This window comes from Mesorhizobium sp. P160187, from assembly GCF_057766425.1.
On the sequence record NZ_JBYMDX010000001.1, the window covers coordinates 213,726 to 235,869 of the forward strand.

Genomic DNA, 22,144 nt, shown 5'->3' on the forward strand with positions numbered 1-22,144 from the left:
CAGGAGCCTATTCCTGCGCGGCGGGGACGCTAACGGGCGGGGGCGGACACAAGCTCGTTTCGTAGACGTACTCGTGCGGAATGGCCGGAGTGGCCATCTGAGAAAGGTACCGGTTCAGGTTTTCCTCGCTGTTGCTCGCCGCAAGGCTACAGAAATTTCCGCTGTTCCACGTCAATGAGCAGTACCTGAAATGCTGGCGTATGGCGTCGGCCATCTGTGCCAAAGTCACCTCATTGCCGAACATCGTATCCAGAACGAGGGTTTGCTTCTTCTCGATTTCATCTGGGGGAAAATAGCGCGCCTTGAACCCAAAATCCTTCTGGTATTCGCGACGCCTGTAGTCCGGCTCCTCGGTTGCCCGGAACTTTTCGACGAAGACGAAGATTCCGTCCTGCTTGAGGTGCTGGGTCACGAATTCGATCTGGCTTGCTCTGTTGGGCGAGTACATCTGAAAGGTCGTATCTTCGAGAATGATGTCGAACCCGTGGGCAAAATTAGCCAGTCGCGGATCTGAACGCAGGACGTCCTTTGTCAAATGATGAAACGGGCCGACGAAGAAGTCAGCGTGCGGCGGTTCGCCATAAGCCATGAAGCAATTGTAATTCTCCGCGTTCGGGCTGCACGACAGTGTGCGTATCTGTCCCTCCGACAGTTCGGACAGTGTCCTCGCCATCGTGCCTTCCGCTGTTCCAAGGCTGTATAGCGAATGCGGACCACCACGATCCCATGCGTATTTCAGCATTGCGTAGGCCATCCGGCACTCCTCCTCCAATCTGTAGGGAATGCTGCCGTGATAATGCTGGTCAAAAAAGCCTTGTCGTGCCGCATGCAGGCTGACCAGGCCGCGCAGCAGTTCATCGCTCGGCAGAAGGCGGGCGTCGGCGACGGGCTTGCGGATTGGCATCCCGCTCGTGCCGGCGGCGGTCGCGGCGAAAAAGCCGGCTAGTCCGTTGATCCGTGGGCCATGGTCGCACTCAGCCAGGAAGTCGTCGAGTCCACGCATCGCAGTATGCCTCCAGCACCGTTCCGTTGGTGAGATGCCGATACGTCGATGGGGGAAATTCCACTAAGATAAGTGGGGTCTAATATTTCACCGGGCTCAAGTATTGGCTGAGCCAACTGGTAGGGCTGCCGGATACAGGCGGCTTTCACTCGTTTGCCATTTTTTCGCTAAAGTCACATCTTCTACCAATCCAGAGTTATTTGCGTGTTGTTCAGCAACCCATGGTTCGCCACATCATGCGACGACTGGCCGCTCGCCAGTAAGGAGGCTGCGGATACGTGAATACTCTTGCGCTCGACCCGACCCAGAATCGCCGTTCCCGGCACCAGTCGCTTACACACAAATATGAGAATTGGGGGAGCGTGCGGGCGGACGTGGTCAAAAGAACCGGGCTTGAGCGCCAGGAAACAAGAATCCTGCAGCCAAACCATTTGTTCCTGATGAACCTGAAGGGCACGGCGTGCCGCGGAGAAGACATCGTGGATGGGCGCCGGATTGCCTTTTTGCCGCGCCGGGCCGGTTCGATAATCTTCATGCCCGCCGGCAGTGATTGGAATGGGTGGGACGAGGGGGACGCGACCGCTTCCTACCTCCTAGTCTCGATTGCAAAAGAGTTCGCCGACGATGTGTTTGCGGGAACGGCTCGCCATCGCCCGGCAGTGCTGCCGCCGTCGATCGGGTTTCGGGACGGCACTGTAGAGTTGGCGTTGCAGAGGATTGCCTTGGAGCTCAAGCAGCCTGACCCCATCAGCGCAACGATGGTGGAGTGCCACGCCACGCAATTGCTCGGCCAAATGTTGAGGTTGAACGGCTTCCATCAGGAGCCGGCAAAAGGCGGTTTGTCATCGTTCGATCTCAAGCGGGCGGTGGACATGATCGAGACGTTGTCGGACGGCAGACCTACGCTCGCCGATCTGGCGAAAGAAATTGGGGTTAGCCGGTTCCATTTCTGGAGGGCCTTCAAGCAGTCGACAGGCATGACGCCGCACGCATTCATTGCGCAGCGCCGGCTGGAGCAATCCGCGGACATGCTGCGATCGACCAATTTGTCGGCGACGGAAATCGCGATGGAATGTGGTTTCGGCAGTTCGAGCCATTTCACGACTGCCTTCAAGCGGGCCTTCGGCGCGGTCCCGACGGAGTTTCGCCGTCAATGCAGAATTTAGGCCGCCGCCTGTCGGTTCTCAGCAAGTATCGGAAAACCCCAACATCACAGTAAAGCAGGCTTGGCGGAAGAAGGTATCCATCGGCGGTCAGCCGGATACGCCGCTCATGTCAAACCTGGTTCGAGTTCATCATGGCAAAGGACGGGCCGGCCGGTCCAGTCCCTGCCTCGGATTCCTGGCCAGCACGCTATCGGCGGCCGTTGCCCGAAACGGCTACTACATCGCATCCGCCTGGATTCTCGTCGAGCGAGGGTACGGAACCGCCGGCGTGGCGACGTTCCTTGCGATCGTCAGCGTTGTCGAATTCATCGCGAGCCCTCTGGCCGGTGTAGCGGCGGATCGATTTGACAGGCGATGCTTGAACGTTGCGGCAGACCTCAGCCGCTTCGTCGTTATGCTGGCTACCGCTTGCGCGCTTCTCGACATGGACGTGTTTGTGATTATCTGTCTGTCAGCGGCCCTCTTTTCGTTTTGCGACCGTCTCGCGCTTACAAGCTCTCAATCGTTGATCCCCGTGATAGCTGACGGCAGCGATCTTGTAGCCTCGAATTCCGCCGTCTTCTTCGTCATGCAGGTCGGCAATCTCGGCGCAGCTTTGCTTGCAGGGCCTTTGCTGCATGATCGCTCCCCAGCCCTGCCATTCACCGTTCTTGCTGCCTTCTTCCTGTTTTCAGCCGGCTGCCTGGCCTTGATGCGGCTGCAACCGGTTTCGCTCGATGTCCGCACCGCCAAAATCTCGGCAGCCCAAATCGATCTGAGCCTGCGTCGTCTCATTGTCGTCTACGCGCTTCTCTATACAAGCGCGGTGCTAGTCAGCGTCGTGGGATCTAGCTTCGTCTTCCAGGAGCAGAAGGGTACTGCCGCGGATTTCGGCTACCTTGAGGCTGCATGGTCGGCGGGCTCACTGATCGGTGCGGTCTCTCTATTCCGGATTGAAAGAGCGATGAGTACCCACGTGCGGCATCTCATGCTTTTGGGCTTAACGGCGCTGGTACTCATGGCGCTGGCATCTCTGCCCACGCCCTGGACAGTGATCCTTTTTGTCGCGCTCGGATTTCTATACAATCTTGGACGCGTCAGCGTTGAAGTCACATTGCAGTCGCATGTATCCATTTATCTTTTGGGCCGGGCCAAAGGCATTATGCATAGTGTGGCCGTGGTGCTCGGGTTACTCATCTTCGGCATCGCCGCCGCTGTCGGAGATCGAGCATTTCCTTCGACGATTTTCTTGAGCTTTGGCGTGGCGCTCCTCGTCAGTATTTTGTGTTTGAGCGTGGGTGTAATTCAGACACGAGAAAAAGGTGAAACGTGAGGTGGAAGAGCTAACAGCAGGCGTAGATGCGAAACAGGCAGTCCTGGGGTCGCTGACGGCACTCTACCCCTGGATGAGCCCATACCATTCCCGGCCGATCCGTGATTATGCGTTTCGCCTGTTTACGGCGCCGGCTTCGGTTCCCATGCCAGAAATCCGGCTCCGAGCCTTCACCAAACTACTCGACATCATCAGGAAGGCAGCGACACGAAACGGGTTGTCTGCCGATACCGCCTTGGAAATCTGCAGGGATTTCCAAAGGCGCCGCGTGTTGCAGACAGGCCCTCATTTGTTTCTCCTCCTGGAGCCGGAAGCCTATTATACGCATATCTTCAGCCTCCTTGGTCTCTCGGCGCATGGCTGTTCGACCTACGTTTCCTACGCCGTTTCGACGGTGAATCTCGTCGAAAAGCCACGCAAGGGACCAGGCTGGATCACCGTTGACGGCAAGCCGGTCAACGTCTTTGGCCTGAGCCGAAGCCGGATGATCGGATACAGCCTGCTAGCCGGGCCGGGACCTTACAGGTTCGAGTTGTTACCGAGGGAGCCAAATACTGGGGGAGACGCGCTCACGCTGCTTCGTAGCCTTCTGCCGAAAACGCAATTCGACCGGCCGGCGCATGCCATCAAGGCAGCCAATCTCATCCTTTGGCCAAGAATGTTCGGAGACCGCTTTGCCTTCCTGCAGATCGACGACGAGGATATCGCCGACCTGGTGGCCGACCATCTGTCGGACGAAAATTCCTGGCTACGCATGAGACTGCTGGAAGACCCGAAGTTCGCCTCCAATATCCTTGCCGGCATCGATGGGCTCGCGTCCGGCCCCTGGAGTGGCTGGCTCGCGCGCGGTACCGACTTCTTCTGGCTCTACGAAAATGGCAAACGCCTTCCGCTGCGTCTGGTTGCCGGAGAGCTCATCGATCCCGCGACCGGTATGAAGGTGGCGTGCTTCACAGCCCCCGATATCCTTGAGCGGCTGGCAAATCGCAGCCTTGTCCCGAATCTCCTGCTGATGTTTCTGGTTTTGTCGATCCTGCCCGGCGTGCGCGCGCTTGGAGGCAGCTATCAGCCGATCTATTACCCCCTGATGCGCTATGTCGTCTCCCGGGCGCTTGAGGCCACAGGCGTGGATGAAAATCTTCAGCAGGCTCTCGCAAGCGACGACGTACCGGGTGCTTGGGGACATCGGGTAATTGAGTGTGATGATGATCCGCTCGAGCTATTCCTGAAGGGCAGGAACGGCGCGATGAGTGATCTCATCGGCCGTTTGGGCGACATTTCCTTCGCCGAGGCTTGTGGAAGCATGAAAGGCTTCGTGACAGACCCGTCGTGGAATGAACTTCACAGCCGACTGCGGCAGGGGTTGGTCACGCCGTCCGATGCGGAATGGGCCTTTTCCTGAAATGTCCTATGCACTTCCCATGTGTACGACGGTTACGAATGGCAGCTTTGCGCCCCATGTCGGGTCATTGAGCAAGCCATAGTTGCATCCGAAAGCGGACACTTCCGCCAACGGCCACCTTTGCGCTTACCGGCTATCCCAACGGAGCAACAGGCGGTTACGCTCGACGCCGCTCGGCGCCTCGGTAATCGACGCTCTTCAAAATTCAGACTGGACCGGTGCCCTACTGACGAAGCCAGTAGCACTAACGCCTTCCCGCCCTGGGCCGCGTTCGCTATGTCTGGCCGCGCCGTCCGCCTTGGATCCACCTGATGTGCCCAGGACAGCTTGTATGACCACAAGCTAATATGATACCTTGCACAATGCGCGGATTGCTGGCACTTGGAATGCTGGTTTTGGCGGCTACAACAGCAGCCGCAGGTGAGCAGTTGTTCGACTCCATCGCCGCCGGCGACAAGGGTGCCGTGGAGCAAGCCCTGGCAGGCGGTGCCGACGTCGACAGCCGGGCGCGCGACCAGGCAACGCTGCTCATCGCTGCAGCGCTCGATAACCAGCCGGAAATCGCCGACTTCTTGCTGGCCAAGGGTGCCGACATCATGGCGCGTAACTCGGGCGGCTTTACCCCGCTTCATGCGGCGGCCTTCTCGGGCAGCCTGCCGATCGCCAAGCTGCTGCTGGAAAAAGGCGCGGTGCTCGACGATGCCGCCAACAAGGCGGGTGCTACGCCGTTGCTGGTGGCCGGCGAGGAAAACCACGTTGAACTGGCCGAGTTCCTCATTGCGAAAGGTGCCAATGTGAACCATGCCGAGGGGCATGGCTACATGCCGATAACGCGCGCATTCTGGAAGGGCAACACGGATATCATACGGCTTTTCAAACGCCATGGTGCTACCTGCCAAGCCAAAATTCTTGGCGAGGCGAACGCGGCGAAGTGCGCCGAGATCCACGATTAACGGAGGATACAGATGAGCACGATGATCAAGCCACGACTGGTTCGGAGTTTGGGGACGGCTGCCCTGGTCGCGGTAGCTGTGGTCGCCGGCGCGGGATCGGCATGTGCCGACGATTCGGTAAACACCGGCTATTTTGGTGGTGTGGCGATCATGGGCTACGACACGGTCGCTTACTTCACTGACGGCAAGGCCGTGAAGGGCTCCGAAGAGTTCACTTATGAATGGCTGGGGACACCTTGGCATTTCGCCAGCAAGAAACACCAGGAAATGTTCATGAGCGAACCGGTCAAGTACGCTCCTCAATATGGCGGGTACTGCGCCGGCGAAGTCGTGGGCGGGGGGGTCACGGTCAATGTCGATCCTGAGGCATTCAAGATTATCGACGGCAAGCTCTACCTGATCTACGACGTCGACAATGCGGATGATTTCGCCGCGCATGCAGCTGAAAATATCCCGAAAGCCGATGCCAACTGGCCGAAGGTCGCGGCCAATTTGGAACTCGATCACTATCATTGAGACGCGCGTGTGCGTCTACCGAACCACGGTGAAGTGAAACACCTTGCTTGTATTGGCATAGGAGTAGCTTTTGCCGGCTGCGTCGTTGCGTCTGTAGACGGGACCACAGTCGGGGCGACCGAACAGGTTCTCGCTCTGCTCGCACAACAGATCGCCATTGACGTAGACGGTCTCGGTGACTAGCCGCGTCGTAGAGCGGAAGGCCGCCTTGCCGTCGCTTCCGATCTGAAGGAAGGCTGGTTGGAGACCGGGTTCGATCTGGCCTTGCAGTGTATGGCCAATGACGAGGGACGCGATCTCGGCACCCTGTAACTGGTCCTGTTCGGCCGGGGTAAAGCCGAAGCGCCATTGGGGGAGGCCCGCCTGGCGCAGTGCGGCGACGAGTATCGCCAGATCCTGCGGATTCCGAAAATGTGCATGAGTCATCTCCCACCCAGCCAAAGAGTCCACGTAGCTGGACCCTGCTACGAGGCGGAGCCCCTCGGCGATTGCGGCTTTCGCATTCGGTAGGCGGCCGCCGCGGACATACGCCGCAGCGAGCGTAAACCGAAAGTTGCCAACCGTGGACGCATCGTCGCGTGTGTGCTCGAGAGTCTCGATCGCTTTCTCGACATTGCCCTGGAGCAGAAAAACCAGCCCAGCAGTTTCCCGGTTGATCGCTGAGAGGTCGGGGTCGAGCCTGAGCGCCGTCTCGACCGCAGTGGCTGCCTCGGCATGATTGCCGGCGTATAACTGAACATATCCAAGGGCTGCTTGCGCCTCTGCATCGCCCGGACCGATTGAAACAGCCTTCTTGGCAGAGGCAATCGCATCTTCGTAGCGGCGATTCACGACCTGCATGATCCCAAGAATTGCATAGGGCGACGAAAGGTCAGGGTCGAGTTCCAAAGCTCGGCTCGCCTTCTCATATGCTCTCTTTCGTGCTGGCGCGCTCTGGATCACGTCGTTGAAGGCCTCCCGCCAGATATAGATTGTGGTGCGCGCGTCGGCCGCGAAGGCTTCGGCAAAGGCGGGGTCAAGCTCCTCCGCCTTGTCGTAGAGCGTGAGCGCCTCCCGCAGGCCGGCCTGCAGGACGCTGCGTGACGCCGTCTCGGCTTGTAGATAGTAATCATAGGCCTCGAGATTGCTCGTCGGCGGCCGCGCCATGCGCTCGCTTTCCGCTGCCGAAGGTTGCATGCCAAGCGCCTTGGCGATCTCGCCGCTCATCTCGTGCTGGACGGCAAACACGCCGGCCATGCCACGGTCGAACCGGTTGGCCCACAGATTGTCGCCCGTTGCCGTATCGATGAGCTGGGCATTGAGGCGGATCTGCTCGCCGGTGCGGCGGACGCTCCCCTCGACAACGAAGCGGACGCCAAGGTCGCGCGCGACGTCCGCCAGCGCTGCAGGCTTGTTCTTGTAGGCGAACACCGAGTTGCGCGCGATGACGTCCAGACCGGACAGCTTGGTGAGGTCGGTGATCAGATCCTCGGTGATGCCGTCAGCGAAATAGTCCTGGCCTGGATCGCCGCCGAGGTTTGCAAACGGCAGCACGGCAACCGATGGCCGCGATGGCACTGAGAACTTCTGCCATGCGAAAATGCCGGCAATCGCGGCGATCGCCAAGACGGCGGCGCCTGCCAGGATGATGACGCGCGAGCTCGGCCGGTGTGGCGCGGCCGTGACCTTTCCCGATGCTGCGGGATCCAGCAGCAATCGATAGGCGCGAACCGGATCGGCGATGTTCTTGAGGCGCTGCTCGCCAAGACTGGCAAAGCCGACATCAACCTTGTGAACGGCATGATCAAATGCGGTTCCGGAGATACATACACCCCCCGGCTCGGCCATAGCCTCGAGGCGCGCGGCGATGTTGACGCCATCGCCGTAGATGTCATTTTCCTCTACGATGACATCACCGAGATTGACGCCGATGCGAAACCGGATGTGGCGGGGGTCGGAGGTGCCCGGGTCTCGGACAGCCATCCGGCGCTGAATCGCGGCAGCGCATTGGACGGCATCAACGACGCTGGCGAATTCGACCAGCGCCCCGTCTCCCATGAGCTTGATAATCCGACCGTGGAATTCCTTGATCGCGGGGTCGACCAGTTCTCGACGGCAACCCTTCAGTCGTTCGAGCGTGCCGACCTCATCCTCGCCCATGAGCGTGCTGTAGCCGACCACGTCGGCAGCAAGGATCGCGGTAAGCCTTCGCTCCATACCTGCCTGCGCCCTCCTTGGTCGATCAAGCGGCTTCGCGCAGCCTATTCTAGTCCCGCATCGGACGCGAGTGTGTGCGTCCGTTATGACGCGCGTGTGCTTCTACTGAACAACCGTAAAGTGAAACACCTTGCTTGAGTTGACGAAGGAATAGCCGCCGCCTCCATCGTCGCGGCGTTTATAGACGGGTCCACAGTCGGGGCGCCCGAACATATTCTCGCTCAGCTCGCACAATAAGTCGCCATCGACACGGACGGTCTCGGTGACCAGCCGCGTCGTGGAGCGGAAGGCTGCCTTGCCGTCGCTCCCGATCTGGAGGAAGGCTGGTTGGAGACCGGGCTCAAGCTGACCCTGCAGAGTATGGCCCAGCACCAGCGAGGCGATCTCCTTGCCCTTCAAGCGGTTGTGCTCATCGCCGGTGAAACCGAACGGCCATTCGGGCAAGCCCGCCTGCTGCAACGCGTCGACGATGAGAGCCAAATCCTGCGGGTTACGATATTGGGCACCGTTGAGTCGGTATGCGGACAATGAATCGAAACCTGGTGTGGATATGGCACCTAGCCCCTCGGCCACTGCCGCCCTGGCATCCTGCAGGCGGCCGGCGCGGGCGTAGGCGGCACCAAGCGTGATCGTGAAATCTCCGACTGACGGCGCATCGTCGCGGGTGCGTTCGAGGGCCTCGATCGCCCTGTCGTTGCTCCCTTGAATTAGAAAGACCAGACCGGCAATTTGCCGGTTTACAGGTGAAAGGTTGGGATCGAGCCTGAGCGCCGTCTCGACCGCTTCGGCAGCCTCAGCATGACTGCCGGCGAACAGTTGCACGTATCCCAGGGCTATTTGCGTCTCAGCATCGCCGGGGCCGAGTGCGACGGCTCGCTCGACCGAAGCGATGGCTTCCTCGTAGCGGCGATCCACGACCTGCATGATCCCAAGAATAGCATAGGGCGACGAAAGGTCAGGGTCGAGTTGCAAAGCTCGGCTCGCCTTCTCATATGCTCTCTTTCGTGCTGGCGCGCTCTGCATGATGTCATTGAACGATTCACGCCAGATATACACCGTCGTGCTTGCATCCGCCGCGAAGGCTTCCGCAAAAGCGGGGTCGAGCTGCTCGGCCTTGTCGTAGAGCGTGAGCGCCTCCCGCAGGCCGTCGCGCCGACCGGTCCGTGCTGTCTGCTCGGCACGAAGATAGAAGTCGTAGGCTTCGAGGTTTTCGGTCGGCGGCCGCGCCATGCGTTCGCTTTCCGCTGCCGAAGGTTGCATGCCAAGCGCCTTGGCGATCTCGCCGCTCATCTCGTGCTGGACGGCAAACACGCCGGCCATGCCACGGTCGAACCGGTTGGCCCACAGATTGTCGCCCGTTGCCGTATCGATGAGCTGGGCATTGAGGCGGATCTGCTCGCCGGTGCGGCGGACGCTCCCCTCGACAACGAAGCGGACGCCAAGGTCGCGCGCGACGTCCGCCAGCGCTGCAGGCTTGTTCTTGTAGGCGAACACCGAGTTGCGCGCGATGACGTCCAGACCGGACAGCTTGGTGAGGTCGGTGATCAGATCCTCGGTGATGCCGTCAGCGAAATAGTCCTGGCCTGGATCGCCGCCGAGGTTTGCAAACGGCAGCACGGCAACCGATGGCCGCGATGGCACTGAGAACTTCTGCCATGCGAAAATGCCGGCAATCGCGGCGATCGCCAAGACGGCGGCGCCTGCCAGGATGATGACGCGCGAGCTCGGCCGGTGTGGCGCGGCCGTGACCTTTCCCGATGCTGCGGGATCCAGCAGCAATCGATAGGCGCGAACCGGATCGGCGATGTTCTTGAGGCGCTGCTCGCCAAGACTGGCAAAGCCGACATCAACCTTGTGAACGGCATGATCAAATGCGGTTCCGGAGATACATACACCCCCCGGCTCGGCCATAGCCTCGAGGCGCGCGGCGATGTTGACGCCATCGCCGTAGATGTCATTTTCCTCTACGATGACATCACCGAGATTGACGCCGATGCGAAACCGGATGTGGCGGGGGTCGGAGGTGCCCGGGTCTCGGACAGCCATCCGGCGCTGAATCGCGGCAGCGCATTGGACGGCATCAACGACGCTGGCGAATTCGACCAGCGCCCCGTCTCCCATGAGCTTGATAATCCGACCGTGGAATTCCTTGATCGCGGGGTCGACCAGTTCTCGACGGCAACCCTTCAGTCGTTCGAGCGTGCCGACCTCATCCTCGCCCATGAGCGTGCTGTAGCCGACCACGTCGGCAGCAAGGATCGCGGTAAGCCTTCGCTCCATGTGCGGTTGTCCTGCCTCCCTAGGTCAAAGCTTCGCTGAGCGTATTCGACTGGCGTTTCGAATGCGAGCATGCTTGGCCTACTGGACAGCGATAATGCAACCACGTCGTTTTGAAGACATTGCCCTCATGGCTTAGCCTTGTGCGAAACCGGATGTTGCCGCATGGCTGATGTGGGTCGAGATCGGCCTCTGTCGTTCTTAACTGACCACAAGCGGACTTACTGGTCCCGGCCCCAAGGCTGCCGGACCGCAATGCGCCTGATCTCGGCCGTTGCAGCCACCTTTGATACCTTCTGAAAGCAGACGTTGACGGCGACCACGCTGGAGTTCGCAGTGCGCACTGTGCGTCACGACGAGTATGAGGTGACCGGCCTAACCGCGTGGTCGGGCGGTCGAGCCGCGGACCAAGAGTTCGACCGGTATGATCACCTGGCTCGGGGCGCCGTTTGCAAACACCGTCGTGGCGGCAAGTCTCCCCTTCCCGACAATGTCTTGAGCCACTGTCGTGAGCGGGGGCGTGGTGCGCGAAGACTCCGCAGTGCCATCGAAGCCGACGACAGACATGTGTTCGGGTATCTTGATATTTCGCCGACGCGCTTCGTCCAGGACGGTGATTGCCTGCCAGTCCGACATAGTCAAGATCGCCGTTGCTTGCGGAGCCCGGTCGAATACGACCGCTCCGGCCGAAGGCTCACCTGGGGTCGTCTCGATGATCGGGACATTGTCGATTGACAGACCGAGCTCAGCCAAACCCTGGGCGAAGCCGAAAAGTCTCTCCTGATCGAGTTGAAAACCGGCAGAGATAGCGCGCGGGGAATTGCCAGGCAAATGGACGATGGGTGACCCCGATGTGCGCCGAATGGAAAGGATTGCAAAACGCCGATGTCCAAGAGCAGCCAGATGCCTGATGGCCGCCAGCGCCCCGCTCCTGCCGTCTATCCGGATAGAATTGACGTCCGGACCGGCATCGCTCTCGAGGATGACGAAGGGCAGCCGCCGGCGCCGTAAAGACGCGATCAACTCGATGTCCGCGCTGTGGCCCAGAATGAAGCCGTCAACCAAGGCCTCTCGAATGGTGGAGGTGCGTGTCTCGTCCGTACCATTGACCAAACTCAATGTCGCTCCAGCCTCGTCACAAGCAAGCGAAACGCCAAGCACCAGCTCGCGCAGATATGGGCTCCTGATCATATCGGCAATGGCGTATGCGCCCGGGGGGATCAGGCCTATGGCGTTGAACTTGCCGTCGCGCAGCACGCGTCCCCTCGGGTCGGGGCCATCATAACCAAGCTGACGCGCCGCGGCCTCGACGCGCTGGCGCAGATCGGATCGCACCAGATCCGGATGGTTGAATACGTTGGAGACGGTGCCGCGGGAGACTCCAGCGAGCCGGCCGACATCGGCGAGCGTAGGCATTTTAGAAGCGTTCATTTCCCTCAATTAGACAATTTCTTGGAGCGCTCCAAGTTTTTTCTTGACGCTAGGTCCAAAATGTTGGAACTTGCACTTGGAGCGCTCCAAAAATTGAAAGTAGCAGTTCGGCATCTGTCCCGAGCATCGGCCGAGCTGATTTCGAAAATCATCAAGGAGGATTAGGATGGCTACGACCAATGGTGCTCCGACCTCGCTCGTCGGAAAGACTTTTGATTGCTCATTCGGACAGTTCGTACCGAGGTTGACGGTCCTGTCGCCGACCGAATTGCGGGTGCAGGCGACGATCGGCGCTACCGAGATCGACGAGGTGGTTCAGAGCAATCTGACCGGCGTTCGACCCGGACTTTTCATCATGAGTTGGACCGAGCAAGGCGGCAACTTCGTCGTGCAGGTTCAAGATCACGAGAACCAGATCGTTCATAACTATGCGCGACTGGCGGACGGGCAGCAGTTCTGCGCCCAAGGCACAATTCAACCAGTGACGACGGCGTGAGGGCCGCCTGTCTATCTGAGAGGAGAATTACGCCATGACTACCAAGGTGATCGACCATACCGATCCTACGCAGTGGGATCCAAAGCTTGACGCCGTTATCGCGGCTCCCGGAAACCATAAGGTGTTGTTTGAGAATGACCGGCTACGTGTGCTTGAGGTAATCCTCAAGCCCGACGAGGAAGAGCCGACACATCACCACCGCTGGCCTTCAGTATTCGTGTTCGATGAGGTGGAAGGCCCTATCCACGACTTCGCGCCGGATGGAACCATGATGCCGCCCAATCGAGATGTCATCCAGGCGGTTCAGGCATGGGACGGTCAAGGCTGTCTCGTGGTGCATATGGCCGCCCAACCAGCGGGTCGCGTGCTCAACGCTTCGAGCAAGACCCTGCATGGTATCCGTGTCGAGATGAAGTCATAAAGCAGACGTGATCCTGGCCACCGGAACTCGCGCACGCTGAACGTCCACTTCTGACGGATTGAAGCCTTAAAGCTGCCAGTTGGCTTGCGCTCCCCAAGGTTGCCCGACAGCTTTGCGCTTCATCTCAGCCGTTGCGGACAGATTTGCCACTGATTGAAAGCGGGCATCGCGGCGACCACGCTGGTCGTCGCTCGCGACTCAGCGCGATCAAAGCTCCCACGGCGAGACGAGGGTCGCACCGTACACCCGATTTTGATTGTGCGTCAGCGCATTGGCAGGATGTTCTGGTTGAGGCGGAACAGATTGTCCGGATCGTATCTGTGCTTGATCTTGGCGAGCCGCGCGTAAGCCTCAGCGCCGAAGGCGTCGCGGACGAGATCCGATCCTTCGCCATGGCCGGGGAAGTTCAGATAGAGGCGGCCGGTCGAGTAGCGCTGCATGTCCTGCCAGAAGCTGCGAACCCAGCCGATGTTCGCATCGTCCTCGTTAGCGCCTGGCCAGATGGCGTCGAGGCTGAGCATGAAGGGCATGGAGCGGTCGCCGAAGGCAGTCTCATCGGCTGCAACGCGCTGGACGAAACCGCCGAACTTCCAGATCGAGGCGAAGGTCATTTCGGAGGGGCGCTTCGCCATCCAAGCAGTGGTCTCCCCGACGACCTCGTCGTCGAGGCGCGAGAGGTAAGTGGATTTCCAGTAGCAGCGGTCGCGGCCTTTCGGGAACAGCCCGTCATAGAGCGACTGGATGGTGCGATATGGCATGCGGCCGCTGAAATCGACGAGCGGTTCCCCAAAACTGCGCAACGGCGCCACGACCCGTTCGCCCTCGTCGGCCGGTCCGTCATAGACATGCGCGAGCGCCAGGACGCGCCGGCCCCTTGCATGCTCGGCAATCGAGGGGTCGTCGGGCAGGGTGGAGAACTCGGCCAGGCCGCTCAGGCGGTCGGGTGCGGTCTGCATGAAGTCGCGCCAGAGCGGAATGATCTCGTTGGCGCGCTCCTCGGGATAGGCCGGACCGCATAACATCAGCTCCGGTTCGATCGGGTGCAGCTTGAACTCGAAGCTCGTCACCACGCCGAAATTGCCGCCGCCGCCGCGTAGCGCCCAGAAGAGATCCGGGTTCTGCGTCGCGTCGGCATGGATGAGCCGGCCATCGGCGGTCACCAGATCGGCGGCCAGCAGATTATCGACGCTGAGGCCGTGGCTGCCGCGCAGCCAGCCGATGCCACCGGAAAGCGTCAGGCCGGCAACGCCCGTCGCCGAGATGAGACCGCCCGGCGTGGCGCGGCCAAGCGGGGTGGTGGCCGCATCGACATCGGCCCAGGTCGCGCCGCCCTCGACGAGGGCACGGTCGAGGCCGGACGCGACCCGCACGCCCTTCATCAGCGACATGTCGATCATCAGGCCGCCTTCGCAGACGGCGTAGCCTGCAACATTGTGGCCACCCGAGCGGATCGCGATCGCTAACCGATGCTCGCGCCCGAAATTCACCGACGCCACGACATCGGCAGCACTCCGGCAGCGCGCGATGAGGGCGCGCAGGCCAAGCTGTTGACCCCACTGAAGTACAACTCGTAAAGCTCTTGCCGTATGCGGAGCCTTTCGACGTCGTTTTCCACGAAGCGGACGTCGAAGCGGCCTGCGCCGACAGCCGATGAACGCGCTGGCGGAATGGGCGCAATGCAACATCGAGGCGGAGATCGCGCTCGCCGACGTGGATGTTTCGACCCTCATGTGGGCCGTGCGGCGAAAGATTGACCTCGCTGAACTGCCGCGGCGGCGCGCCGTCATCCGCTTCCATTTCCGCGACGATCCCCCACCGAGGTGTCCCCATTACTGGTTTGTGGTCGAGCCAGGCTCAGACTTGCCCGAGCTATGCGCGCTCGACCCCGGCCGGGACGTCGATCTTTACGTCGAGACCGGCGTTGTTTCGCTGGGAGCCATCCTGGAGGGCCGCTCCAGCATCGAGCGTGAGAAAGAGAGGGGCGGCCTTTTCCTCATCGGCGACCCCGGCCTCGCGCGAAGCATGGACCGTTGGCTTCGAATCTCGGTCTACGCGGCGCTTGAGGGAATCGTCCAGCTTCCTTGAAAGCCATGTTTGGAGTGCAGCCTTATGCAACCCGCCCAGGACGACAAAGCCATTTGGCTGGCCTCAAAAGCTATGGTGCAATCGTCCGTTGTTGATTGCTGCTCACTGAAAGCCGCCGGTCCGCATTCGGCCCCAATGCTGCCCGAGGAGCAATGCGCCTCTGAGGTGACCAGAGTGAAGAAGCTAGGCCAAACCCGCACGACGGGCGCCTTCTCTGATTGCAGCAATGGCGACAGGATTGGTAACCGGATAGGTTCTGATGAACACCTCAGCCGTGAAATTCGGGAACTCGTCCTTCAGTCGCGAATTGATCCTGGCGACCTGAGGAGTTTCATTGAGCATCGCATGAGCCATTGCCAGAAACAGAAGGGTGGCGGGCGAATCTGGCGCAGATTGACGTAGCGCGACCAGTGATTCACGGTAAAAGCCAAGAACGTAGCTGCATCGAGCGAGCATTCCATGATACCAGGGAACATAAGGATTTAGCCGGACCGCTCGCTTGGCCAGTTCGTAGCCACGCTTCGGGTCGCTGCCAACAAGAGCAAGGCTACCCGCAAGAAAGGCAAGTGAGTCCGCGTCATTTGGAGCAGCCACCAACACTCGGTCATGTTCTTCGACAGCAGCTTCGACATCGCCCTGCAATGCCCGAAGATCGGCAAGCATTATGCGGGCGTAAATGTCGGACGGATCGAGCGCCAGCGCTTGCTTGACACATTGGCTCCAGCTCTCGATCGAGCCGGAAAGGTTGTCGGTAAACCCGTTGATAGCTTCCACAGCATGCGCAAGTGCCAGCGCGGTCCAAGCTCTTGCTAGACCCGGGTCGAGTTCGATCGCACGCGCCAGTAGCCGTATCGCCTCCTTGTTCGACTCACGGGTGAAAAGGTGCTTCTGCTCAAGCCCAAGCAGATAGCAGTCATAGGCCTGCAAACTTGCTGGAGCCTTCCGACGAGCCGCATCGCGTCGCAGATTGGCGAGCTGACCGTGGCAAGTTGCAAGGACATTGATGACGTTTTCGGTCACGCTGTCCAGCATCGCAAACAGGTTGTTCGCGGAACGATCGTAACGCATCGTCCAGACATCGACCCCTGTGTGGGCGTCGACGAGTTGGACGCGGATGCGCACCCGCTGCCCGTCCACTTGAAAACTTCCCTCGATCACATAGTCGGCATTCAACTCTCGTCCGAGAGCTCGCACGTCAACATGCCGTCCCTTGTAGGAAAGCATTGTTTGGCGGGCGATCACCGCAAGGTCCCGGTAGCGAGAGAGATCAACTATGAGGTCCGCCGACAAACCATCAGCGATACGAGTCCAGCGTTCTTCTCCGCTTAAATTGTCGAACGGGAGAACTGCGAGGACCGGCGGACCCGGCTCATCGGTCGAAAGACTTCCGGGTGGTGCATGGCTGCGGTCCTGCTGGCGGTGATCGGCAAGTAACCCAGCAAGCGCCACTTTACTACGAACATCGAGCTTCCGATAAATGGCCGAAAGATGGGTCCGAACGGTGGTAGGCGCTATGAAAAGTGTTTCGCCGATTTCGCGATACGTCATTCCCTCCGCAAACTTTGCCGCGACCATCAACTCCCGATCCGATAAGCCGGCGAGAGGATTGCCTACGGCGCGAAGCATCGTTCCATTTTCCTTGCTGCCGACCTGCGGCCAGAACCCGATGGCCTTAGATCAGGATGAAATACTACAGATGCGATATCGAAAACACTGCATTTGCACGATTCCATGCGACGGGTCAGCATCCTAGTCTCTGCAGATCGGCAGGGCAGGTTGCTTGGCAGGCCTGGTCGATTCAGAACACGGAGGGCTCCATGACAAAGTTGTCTGTCTTGACCGTAATACTGGTGCTTTTAGTGTCGGTGGGGCCATGCTTGTCCGAAGGTACCCAAACCAACAGCAAACTGACTTCCGAAGAAGCGGTGAAAGCTGCCAGCTCTGAACTGTATTCCGACATTCTCGTGCGAGCATGCAGGAACGGATGGCGGTATCCGCGCAGCTACATCGAAAATGGATTCAGGCGCCACCTGGCGGAGCTGAAACTGCAGCTTGTCGATCAGGGTTACAGTTTCGTACCCAACATGACCGCGAATGATCTGCCCGTCCCAGGACCGATATCTGAGACCAAACGCCGTCTGGTTGGCTCGCGCCAATTCAGCTGTTCCCACCCATACTGGCGCGATGAATGACTCCACGCGACGGTGTGCAATCTGACAGCCTGATTTCCGGCGGTTCTCCCTAGGTTGGAAGGAGGCGTTGACGAATGGCAGGTTGTTATTCGAGGAGGAGTGACACTCCTCCTGGAGCTGTAAACAACGTCATGGAATGACCGCTCTTCGGCTGCGTGGCTCCACAAGCTGCCGATCCGCTACCGGCCCTGTTCCAGCCGTCAAGGTGCCGGCCGGTAAGAGCGCCCGCTAAACTTGGTCGTCAAAGCAGCGTATTCGTCAGTTGACAAGGCAAACTTCGCTCGATGACCGTGAACTCGAACGGCAGCTTACCGACGAGCGCTTCCTAGAAGCAGACCGTCCGGATACGGCTCCGAAGCTGCCGGACCGCTTTGCGGGTCATCTCAGTCGTAAAGTTGCATTTTCGTTGCCGGGAAGCAGACATTTTCTGCAAGGCGCTTCGAAGGGTTGGATAGGCTAGGCTCACGCGGACCTAGACCAGGCGAAGTTTATCTCGAGCGATCTGCCACGCCGATTCGACATGTCGCCGTGCCGCCGCTTCCGCTTCATCGGGCTTGCGCGCCCTTATCGCATCCATGATCTCATTCATCTCGGTGATCGCCGCTTCGCGCCGGTTGGTCGAGACGATGGTCATCGAACGAAGCTGGTTGATGCGGACATTCAGCCCGGAGACGATTTCCCAGGCGACACGCTTGTCGGCGGCCTCGAACAGCGCCTCGTAGAATTTGGTCGTCGCCCGCATCACCGCAGGCGGCGTCGCCGACGCCCACGCATCGAACAAATCCGCCAGCGCCCCTTCGAGCCTTGCCAACTGCTCGCCGGTGGCCGACAGGGCACAGGCTCGGGCCGCGATGCCTTCAAGCAGAGCCCGAAGCTCGTAGATCTCGTCGGTACGGCCGAGGTCCGGCCTGGCGACGGCCGGCCCATGCCCAGGGATCATCTGCACGAGCCCCTCTGCCTCCAGCTGCCGCAGAACCTCACGCACGACGGAACGGCTGACGCCGAGCTGGTCGCAAAGCGGCCGTTCGACGAGCCTTTCGCCAGGCTGGAAATGGAAATCCATGATCGCTTCGCGCATGCGCTCCAGCGCCAGCGTCCTCAAGGTCTTGGCGCTGCGGTCGATGCGAAGCGTGTCGTCTGGCATGTATGCCTCCTGCGCCCTACCAAAACAGATTCGACGCCCGGTTGACAAGGTACTTGGCGCTCCATATCATGGTATACCATAAGATGACAGCGGGATTGGACGTCCCGAGGTATCACCTACCCGAGGAAATCCAATGCAGACCGCCATCCGTAAGATCGTGACTTATACCGAGAACACGCTGATCGAAGGCGGCAAGGCCACCCCCCGGCCGCTGCGCCTTATCGGCGTCGCCGCGGTGCTGACCAATCCCTGGGCCGGTCGCGGCTTCACCGACGATCTGTCGCCCCAAATCCGAGCCTGTGCGCCGGTGCTGGGGGAGATCCTGACCCGCGAGATCGTTGCCGTCGCCGGTTCCGGCGAGGCTATCGAGGGCTATGGCAAGGCCGCCATCTGCGGTACGTCGGGCGAGATCGAGCATGCGTCGGCGCTGATCCACACACTCCATTTCGGCAATCATTATCGGCGTGCCGTCGGCGCCAAGACCTATCTTGCCTTCACCAATCTGCGCGGCGGGCCAAACACGCCGATCATGATCCCGCTAATGGATAAGAATGACGAGGGACGGCGCTCGCATTACCTGACCGTGCATTTCCAGATCGGCGATGCGCCGGCGCCGGACGAACTGGTGGTCGCGCTTGGCGCTTCGATCGGCGGTCGCCCGCATCACCGCATCGGCGACCGCTATCAGGACCTCAAGGAGCTTGGGGACGTGCATGGCTGATGCTTCCGCATGGGCTCGACAGGGCACGGCGCCCGACGGCACCGGCTTCATCCGGGCCGGTGTCGGTGCCCCAGTGCTGTTCATCCATGGTGTCGGCATGAACGCTGCGATCTGGCAGCCGCAGCTCGAGCGCATGGCTGGCCGCTTCGACGCGATCGCCATCGACATGCTCGGCCATGGTCAGTCGCCGCTGCCACCGCAAGATCCGGAACTGGCCGATTATGCCGACCAAGCCATTCGCCTCCTCGACCATCTCGGCCTCGACAAGGTATCCGTCGTCGGCCACTCGATGGGTGCACTCGTTGCTCAGGAACTCGCGCTGCGCGCACCGGAGCGCGTCCGCCGCATCGTTTCACTGAATGCCGTGTTCCGGCGTACACCTGAACTGGCCGAAGCCGTTCGCCAGCGCGCGGTGGCGCTCAACGGCCGCAGCGATACGGCCGGCAGGGCACGGACCATCGCCCGCTGGTTCGGCGATCCGGTGCCGGTCGAGTTGGAAGCGGCAGCGCAGAAGACGGCATCCGCACTGAGCGCGGTCGACCCGGAAGGCTATGCCCGCACCTATCGCCTGTTCACTCGTGCCGACGGCGATCATGCTGATCGCCTGCCGACGCTGGCCGTGCCGGCCCTGTTCATGACCGGCTCCGAGGACAGGAACTCTTCACCGGCAATGTCAGCCGCGATGGCACGCCTGGCGCCGCATGGCCGCTGCACGGTACTGCCGGGTGAGAAGCACATGATGGCGGTCGCGGCACCGGACCTCACCACGCGCTGCATCGTTGACTTCCTCACCGAGGACGAAGCGACCGAACAAGACGGCCCTGCGCAAGCGAATACCGGGTTCGACAGCGGCGAATTCCGCCGTGCGCTTGGCTCCTTCCTCACCGGCGTCACCATCGTCACCACGATCGGCCCCGAAGGCGAGCCGCGCGGCTTCACCGCCAACTCCTTCACCTCGGTCTCGCTCGATCCGCCGCTGGTGCTGGTCTGCATCGCACACAAGGCGCTTGGCCATCCCGTCTTCGCGACATCGAAGAGCTTCGCCATCAACGTTCTCAACGAGGGTCAAAAGGCAGCGTCCGGCATCTTCGCCTCGAAAGTGGCCGACAAGTTCGCCGCCGTTGCCTGGCGGCCGGGACGGACCGGCAGCCCTGTGCTGGACGGCTCCGTCGCGTCCTTCGACTGTGACATGGAGCGACTGGTCGAGGCCGGCGATCATTCGATCCTCATTGGGCGCGTCCGCGATTTCCAGCACAATTCCTCGCAGCCGCTCGGCTATTGCCGCGGCGCCTATGTCGCACCCGGCCTCAGCCAGGACGCGCTCGCCGCAACCCAACCCGGCACCGATGTTGGCGCCATCCTCGAAAATGGCGGCCGGATCCTGTTCGTGGAAACCGCGGACGGTTTTGAACTGCCGCGTGGCCGGGGATTGGGCTCGGCGGGCGATGGCAATAGCCTCCGAGGGTTGCTTGTGGCAAAGGCCATTGAGGCTCAGCTCGGCTTCCTTTTCGCCGTCTGGGACGATGCCGGAACTGTTTCACGCACGCATGTCTACTATCGCGGCACGTTCGACGTGCCCGCTTCCAGCGATCGCGGCATCCGGCTGATCGAGATCGACGCGATCGAAGGATTGAAGATCGCCGATCCGGCCATCCGCTCGATGCTCGCGCGCTATGTCAGGGAATGCTCGGTGGATGCATTCGGTGTCTATGTCGGCAACAATGTCGAAGGCGAGGTCCGGCCGCTCGCCAGCGCCGGCGCTTCCGCCGTCAATACAGGTGACCAGCGATGAAATTCTCGCTCTTCGTGCACATGGAACGATCGGACCTGGCCAAGCCGCATTCCGAGCTTGTGACCGAGCTAGAAGAACTGGTCCTGCTGGCCGAGCAGGCAGGGTTCGAGACCGCCTGGATCGGCGAGCATCACGGCATGGAATTCACCATCTCGCCGAACCCCTTCATCAACATCGCCTATCTCGCCGCCAAGACCAGCCGCATCCGCCTCGGTACCGGAACCGTGATCGCGCCCTTCTGGCACCCGATCAAGCTTGCCGGCGAAGCCGCGATGGCCGACGTAATCAGCGGCGGCCGGCTCGACATCGGCATCGCGCGCGGCGCCTACAGCTATGAATATCAGCGCATCTTTCCAGGCCTCGACGCCTGGGGGGCCGGCCAGCGCATGCGCGAGATCATACCGGCGATCCGCGGCCTCTGGGACGGCGACTTCGAACTCTCCGGCGAGTTCTGGCAATTCCCGGCCACCACCTCCTCGCCCAAGCCGCTGCAGAAACCCTACCCGCCGATCTGGGTGGCGGCCCGCGACCCGAATTCGCATGATTTCGCCGTCGCCAATGGCTGCAAGGTCCAGGTGACGCCGCTGGCTTCCGGCGATCACGAGGTGACCAGCCTGATGCAGCGCTTTAACGGCGCCTGCACCGCGCATCCCGAGATCGAAAGACCGGAAATCATGCTTTTGATGCACACCTTCGTCGCCGAAGACGCGACCGATGCCGATCGCCTCACCCAGGACCTGTCGACTTTCTACTGCCAGTTCGGCGCCTGGTTCCAGAACAAGAAGCCGGTGCATCAAGGCATATTGGAGCCGCTGACGGCGGATGAGATCGCCGCCATGCCGCAATACGCGCCGGACAAGATCAGGCAGAACCTGGTAATTGGCGAGGCTGATGAGGTCATCGCCCGGCTGAAGGCTTATGAGGCGCTCGGCTACGACCAGTATTCGATCTGGATCGACAGCGGCCTTTCGCACCAGCGCAAGATGAAATCGCTGCAATTGTTCATCGACCGGGTGATGCCGGCCTTCCTCTGATCG

19 protein-coding genes are annotated in these 22,144 nt (G+C 60.6%); 12 read left to right on the top strand and 7 right to left on the bottom strand.

Features of this window, described 5'->3' with window-relative positions; translation table 11 throughout:
* Positions 1–7 precede the first annotated feature (7 nt).
* Positions 8–1,003 (bottom strand): class I SAM-dependent methyltransferase, encoded by a 996-nt coding sequence (locus AC3CCE_RS01025; RefSeq protein WP_352624425.1) that lies wholly within the window; start codon positions 1,001–1,003, stop codon positions 8–10.
* 278 nt (positions 1,004–1,281) lie between these two features.
* Between AC3CCE_RS01025 and AC3CCE_RS01030 the strand changes: the two genes are divergently transcribed.
* The 5 genes from AC3CCE_RS01030 to AC3CCE_RS01050 all read left to right on the top strand — a co-directional run bounded on the left by AC3CCE_RS01030 (position 1,282) and on the right by AC3CCE_RS01050 (position 6,352).
* On the top strand, positions 1,282–2,169 hold the full coding sequence (locus AC3CCE_RS01030) for a helix-turn-helix transcriptional regulator (protein ID WP_352624427.1): 888 nt from the start codon (positions 1,282–1,284) through the stop codon (positions 2,167–2,169).
* A 106-nt stretch (positions 2,170–2,275) separates the two neighbouring features.
* Positions 2,276–3,481 (top strand): MFS transporter, encoded by a 1,206-nt coding sequence (locus AC3CCE_RS01035; RefSeq protein ID WP_352624429.1) that lies wholly within the window; start codon positions 2,276–2,278, stop codon positions 3,479–3,481.
* Positions 3,471–4,883, top strand: coding sequence for a hypothetical protein (locus AC3CCE_RS01040; protein ID WP_352624431.1), 1,413 nt, complete (start codon positions 3,471–3,473; stop codon positions 4,881–4,883). Before AC3CCE_RS01035 ends, AC3CCE_RS01040 begins: the two co-directional genes overlap by 11 nt.
* A gap of 362 nt (positions 4,884–5,245) precedes the next feature.
* Positions 5,246–5,836 (top strand): ankyrin repeat domain-containing protein, encoded by a 591-nt coding sequence (locus tag AC3CCE_RS01045; protein ID WP_031200008.1) that lies wholly within the window; start codon positions 5,246–5,248, stop codon positions 5,834–5,836.
* 12 nt (positions 5,837–5,848) lie between these two features.
* Positions 5,849–6,352, top strand: coding sequence for a YHS domain-containing (seleno)protein (locus AC3CCE_RS01050; protein WP_023707420.1), 504 nt, complete (start codon positions 5,849–5,851; stop codon positions 6,350–6,352).
* A 15-nt stretch (positions 6,353–6,367) separates the two neighbouring features.
* Here AC3CCE_RS01050 and AC3CCE_RS01055 read toward each other — a convergent pair whose 3' ends face one another.
* From AC3CCE_RS01055 to AC3CCE_RS01065, 3 genes are all read right to left on the bottom strand, one after another.
* On the bottom strand, positions 6,368–8,548 hold the full coding sequence (locus AC3CCE_RS01055; protein WP_352624433.1) for an adenylate/guanylate cyclase domain-containing protein: 2,181 nt from the start codon (positions 8,546–8,548) through the stop codon (positions 6,368–6,370).
* A gap of 102 nt (positions 8,549–8,650) precedes the next feature.
* Positions 8,651–10,828 (bottom strand): tetratricopeptide repeat protein, encoded by a 2,178-nt coding sequence (locus AC3CCE_RS01060; protein WP_352624435.1) that lies wholly within the window; start codon positions 10,826–10,828, stop codon positions 8,651–8,653.
* A 372-nt stretch (positions 10,829–11,200) separates the two neighbouring features.
* Complete coding sequence (locus tag AC3CCE_RS01065) at positions 11,201–12,241, bottom strand: LacI family DNA-binding transcriptional regulator (protein WP_023731945.1); 1,041 nt, start codon at positions 12,239–12,241, stop codon at positions 11,201–11,203.
* A gap of 181 nt (positions 12,242–12,422) precedes the next feature.
* Here AC3CCE_RS01065 and AC3CCE_RS01070 point away from each other — a divergent pair, with 181 nt between their 5' ends.
* Both AC3CCE_RS01070 and AC3CCE_RS01075 read left to right on the top strand, forming a co-directional pair.
* On the top strand, positions 12,423–12,752 hold the full coding sequence (locus AC3CCE_RS01070; protein ID WP_023699226.1) for a MoaF-related domain-containing protein: 330 nt from the start codon (positions 12,423–12,425) through the stop codon (positions 12,750–12,752).
* Positions 12,753–12,786: 34 nt separating this feature from the next.
* Positions 12,787–13,173: a hypothetical protein gene (locus AC3CCE_RS01075; protein ID WP_023825155.1), complete on the top strand. Its 387-nt coding sequence runs from the start codon at positions 12,787–12,789 to the stop codon at positions 13,171–13,173.
* Positions 13,174–13,436: 263 nt separating this feature from the next.
* Here AC3CCE_RS01075 and AC3CCE_RS01080 read toward each other — a convergent pair whose 3' ends face one another.
* A complete protein-coding gene (locus AC3CCE_RS01080; RefSeq protein WP_352624437.1) occupies positions 13,437–14,903 on the bottom strand; it encodes an FAD-binding oxidoreductase in 1,467 nt (488 codons plus the stop codon).
* Between AC3CCE_RS01080 and AC3CCE_RS01085 the strand changes: the two genes are divergently transcribed.
* Positions 14,824–15,258 carry a hypothetical protein gene (locus AC3CCE_RS01085; RefSeq protein WP_352624710.1) on the top strand — a complete coding sequence of 145 codons (435 nt, stop codon included), beginning with the start codon at positions 14,824–14,826 and terminating at the stop codon, positions 15,256–15,258. The genes AC3CCE_RS01080 and AC3CCE_RS01085 overlap by 80 nt on opposite strands.
* Positions 15,259–15,441: 183 nt before the next feature.
* On the opposite strand, the gene AC3CCE_RS01090 is transcribed toward AC3CCE_RS01085, so the two are convergent.
* Positions 15,442–16,884, bottom strand: coding sequence for a LuxR C-terminal-related transcriptional regulator (locus AC3CCE_RS01090; RefSeq protein ID WP_023716184.1), 1,443 nt, complete (start codon positions 16,882–16,884; stop codon positions 15,442–15,444).
* A 191-nt stretch (positions 16,885–17,075) separates the two neighbouring features.
* Between AC3CCE_RS01090 and AC3CCE_RS01095 the strand changes: the two genes are divergently transcribed.
* Entirely contained in the window at positions 17,076–17,450 is a 375-nt protein-coding gene (locus AC3CCE_RS01095; RefSeq protein WP_155923349.1) for a hypothetical protein, read from the top strand.
* Between the two features lie 472 nt (positions 17,451–17,922).
* Here the strand turns inward: AC3CCE_RS01095 and AC3CCE_RS01100 are convergent, their stop codons facing one another.
* A complete protein-coding gene (locus AC3CCE_RS01100) occupies positions 17,923–18,594 on the bottom strand; it encodes a GntR family transcriptional regulator (RefSeq protein WP_023816749.1) in 672 nt (223 codons plus the stop codon).
* A 133-nt stretch (positions 18,595–18,727) separates the two neighbouring features.
* Here AC3CCE_RS01100 and AC3CCE_RS01105 point away from each other — a divergent pair, with 133 nt between their 5' ends.
* Genes AC3CCE_RS01105 through AC3CCE_RS01115 form a run of 3 tightly spaced genes read left to right on the top strand, consistent with a single transcriptional unit; the run spans position 18,728 to position 22,141 of the window.
* Positions 18,728–19,315 carry an amino acid synthesis family protein gene (locus AC3CCE_RS01105; protein ID WP_023716181.1) on the top strand — a complete coding sequence of 196 codons (588 nt, stop codon included), beginning with the start codon at positions 18,728–18,730 and terminating at the stop codon, positions 19,313–19,315.
* Positions 19,308–21,107 carry an alpha/beta fold hydrolase gene (locus AC3CCE_RS01110; protein WP_352624440.1) on the top strand — a complete coding sequence of 600 codons (1,800 nt, stop codon included), beginning with the start codon at positions 19,308–19,310 and terminating at the stop codon, positions 21,105–21,107. The genes AC3CCE_RS01105 and AC3CCE_RS01110 overlap by 8 nt, the downstream gene beginning before the upstream one ends.
* Positions 21,104–22,141 carry an LLM class flavin-dependent oxidoreductase gene (locus tag AC3CCE_RS01115; protein WP_023697483.1) on the top strand — a complete coding sequence of 346 codons (1,038 nt, stop codon included), beginning with the start codon at positions 21,104–21,106 and terminating at the stop codon, positions 22,139–22,141. The genes AC3CCE_RS01110 and AC3CCE_RS01115 overlap by 4 nt, the downstream gene beginning before the upstream one ends.
* The last annotated feature ends 3 nt before the right edge of the window (positions 22,142–22,144 follow it).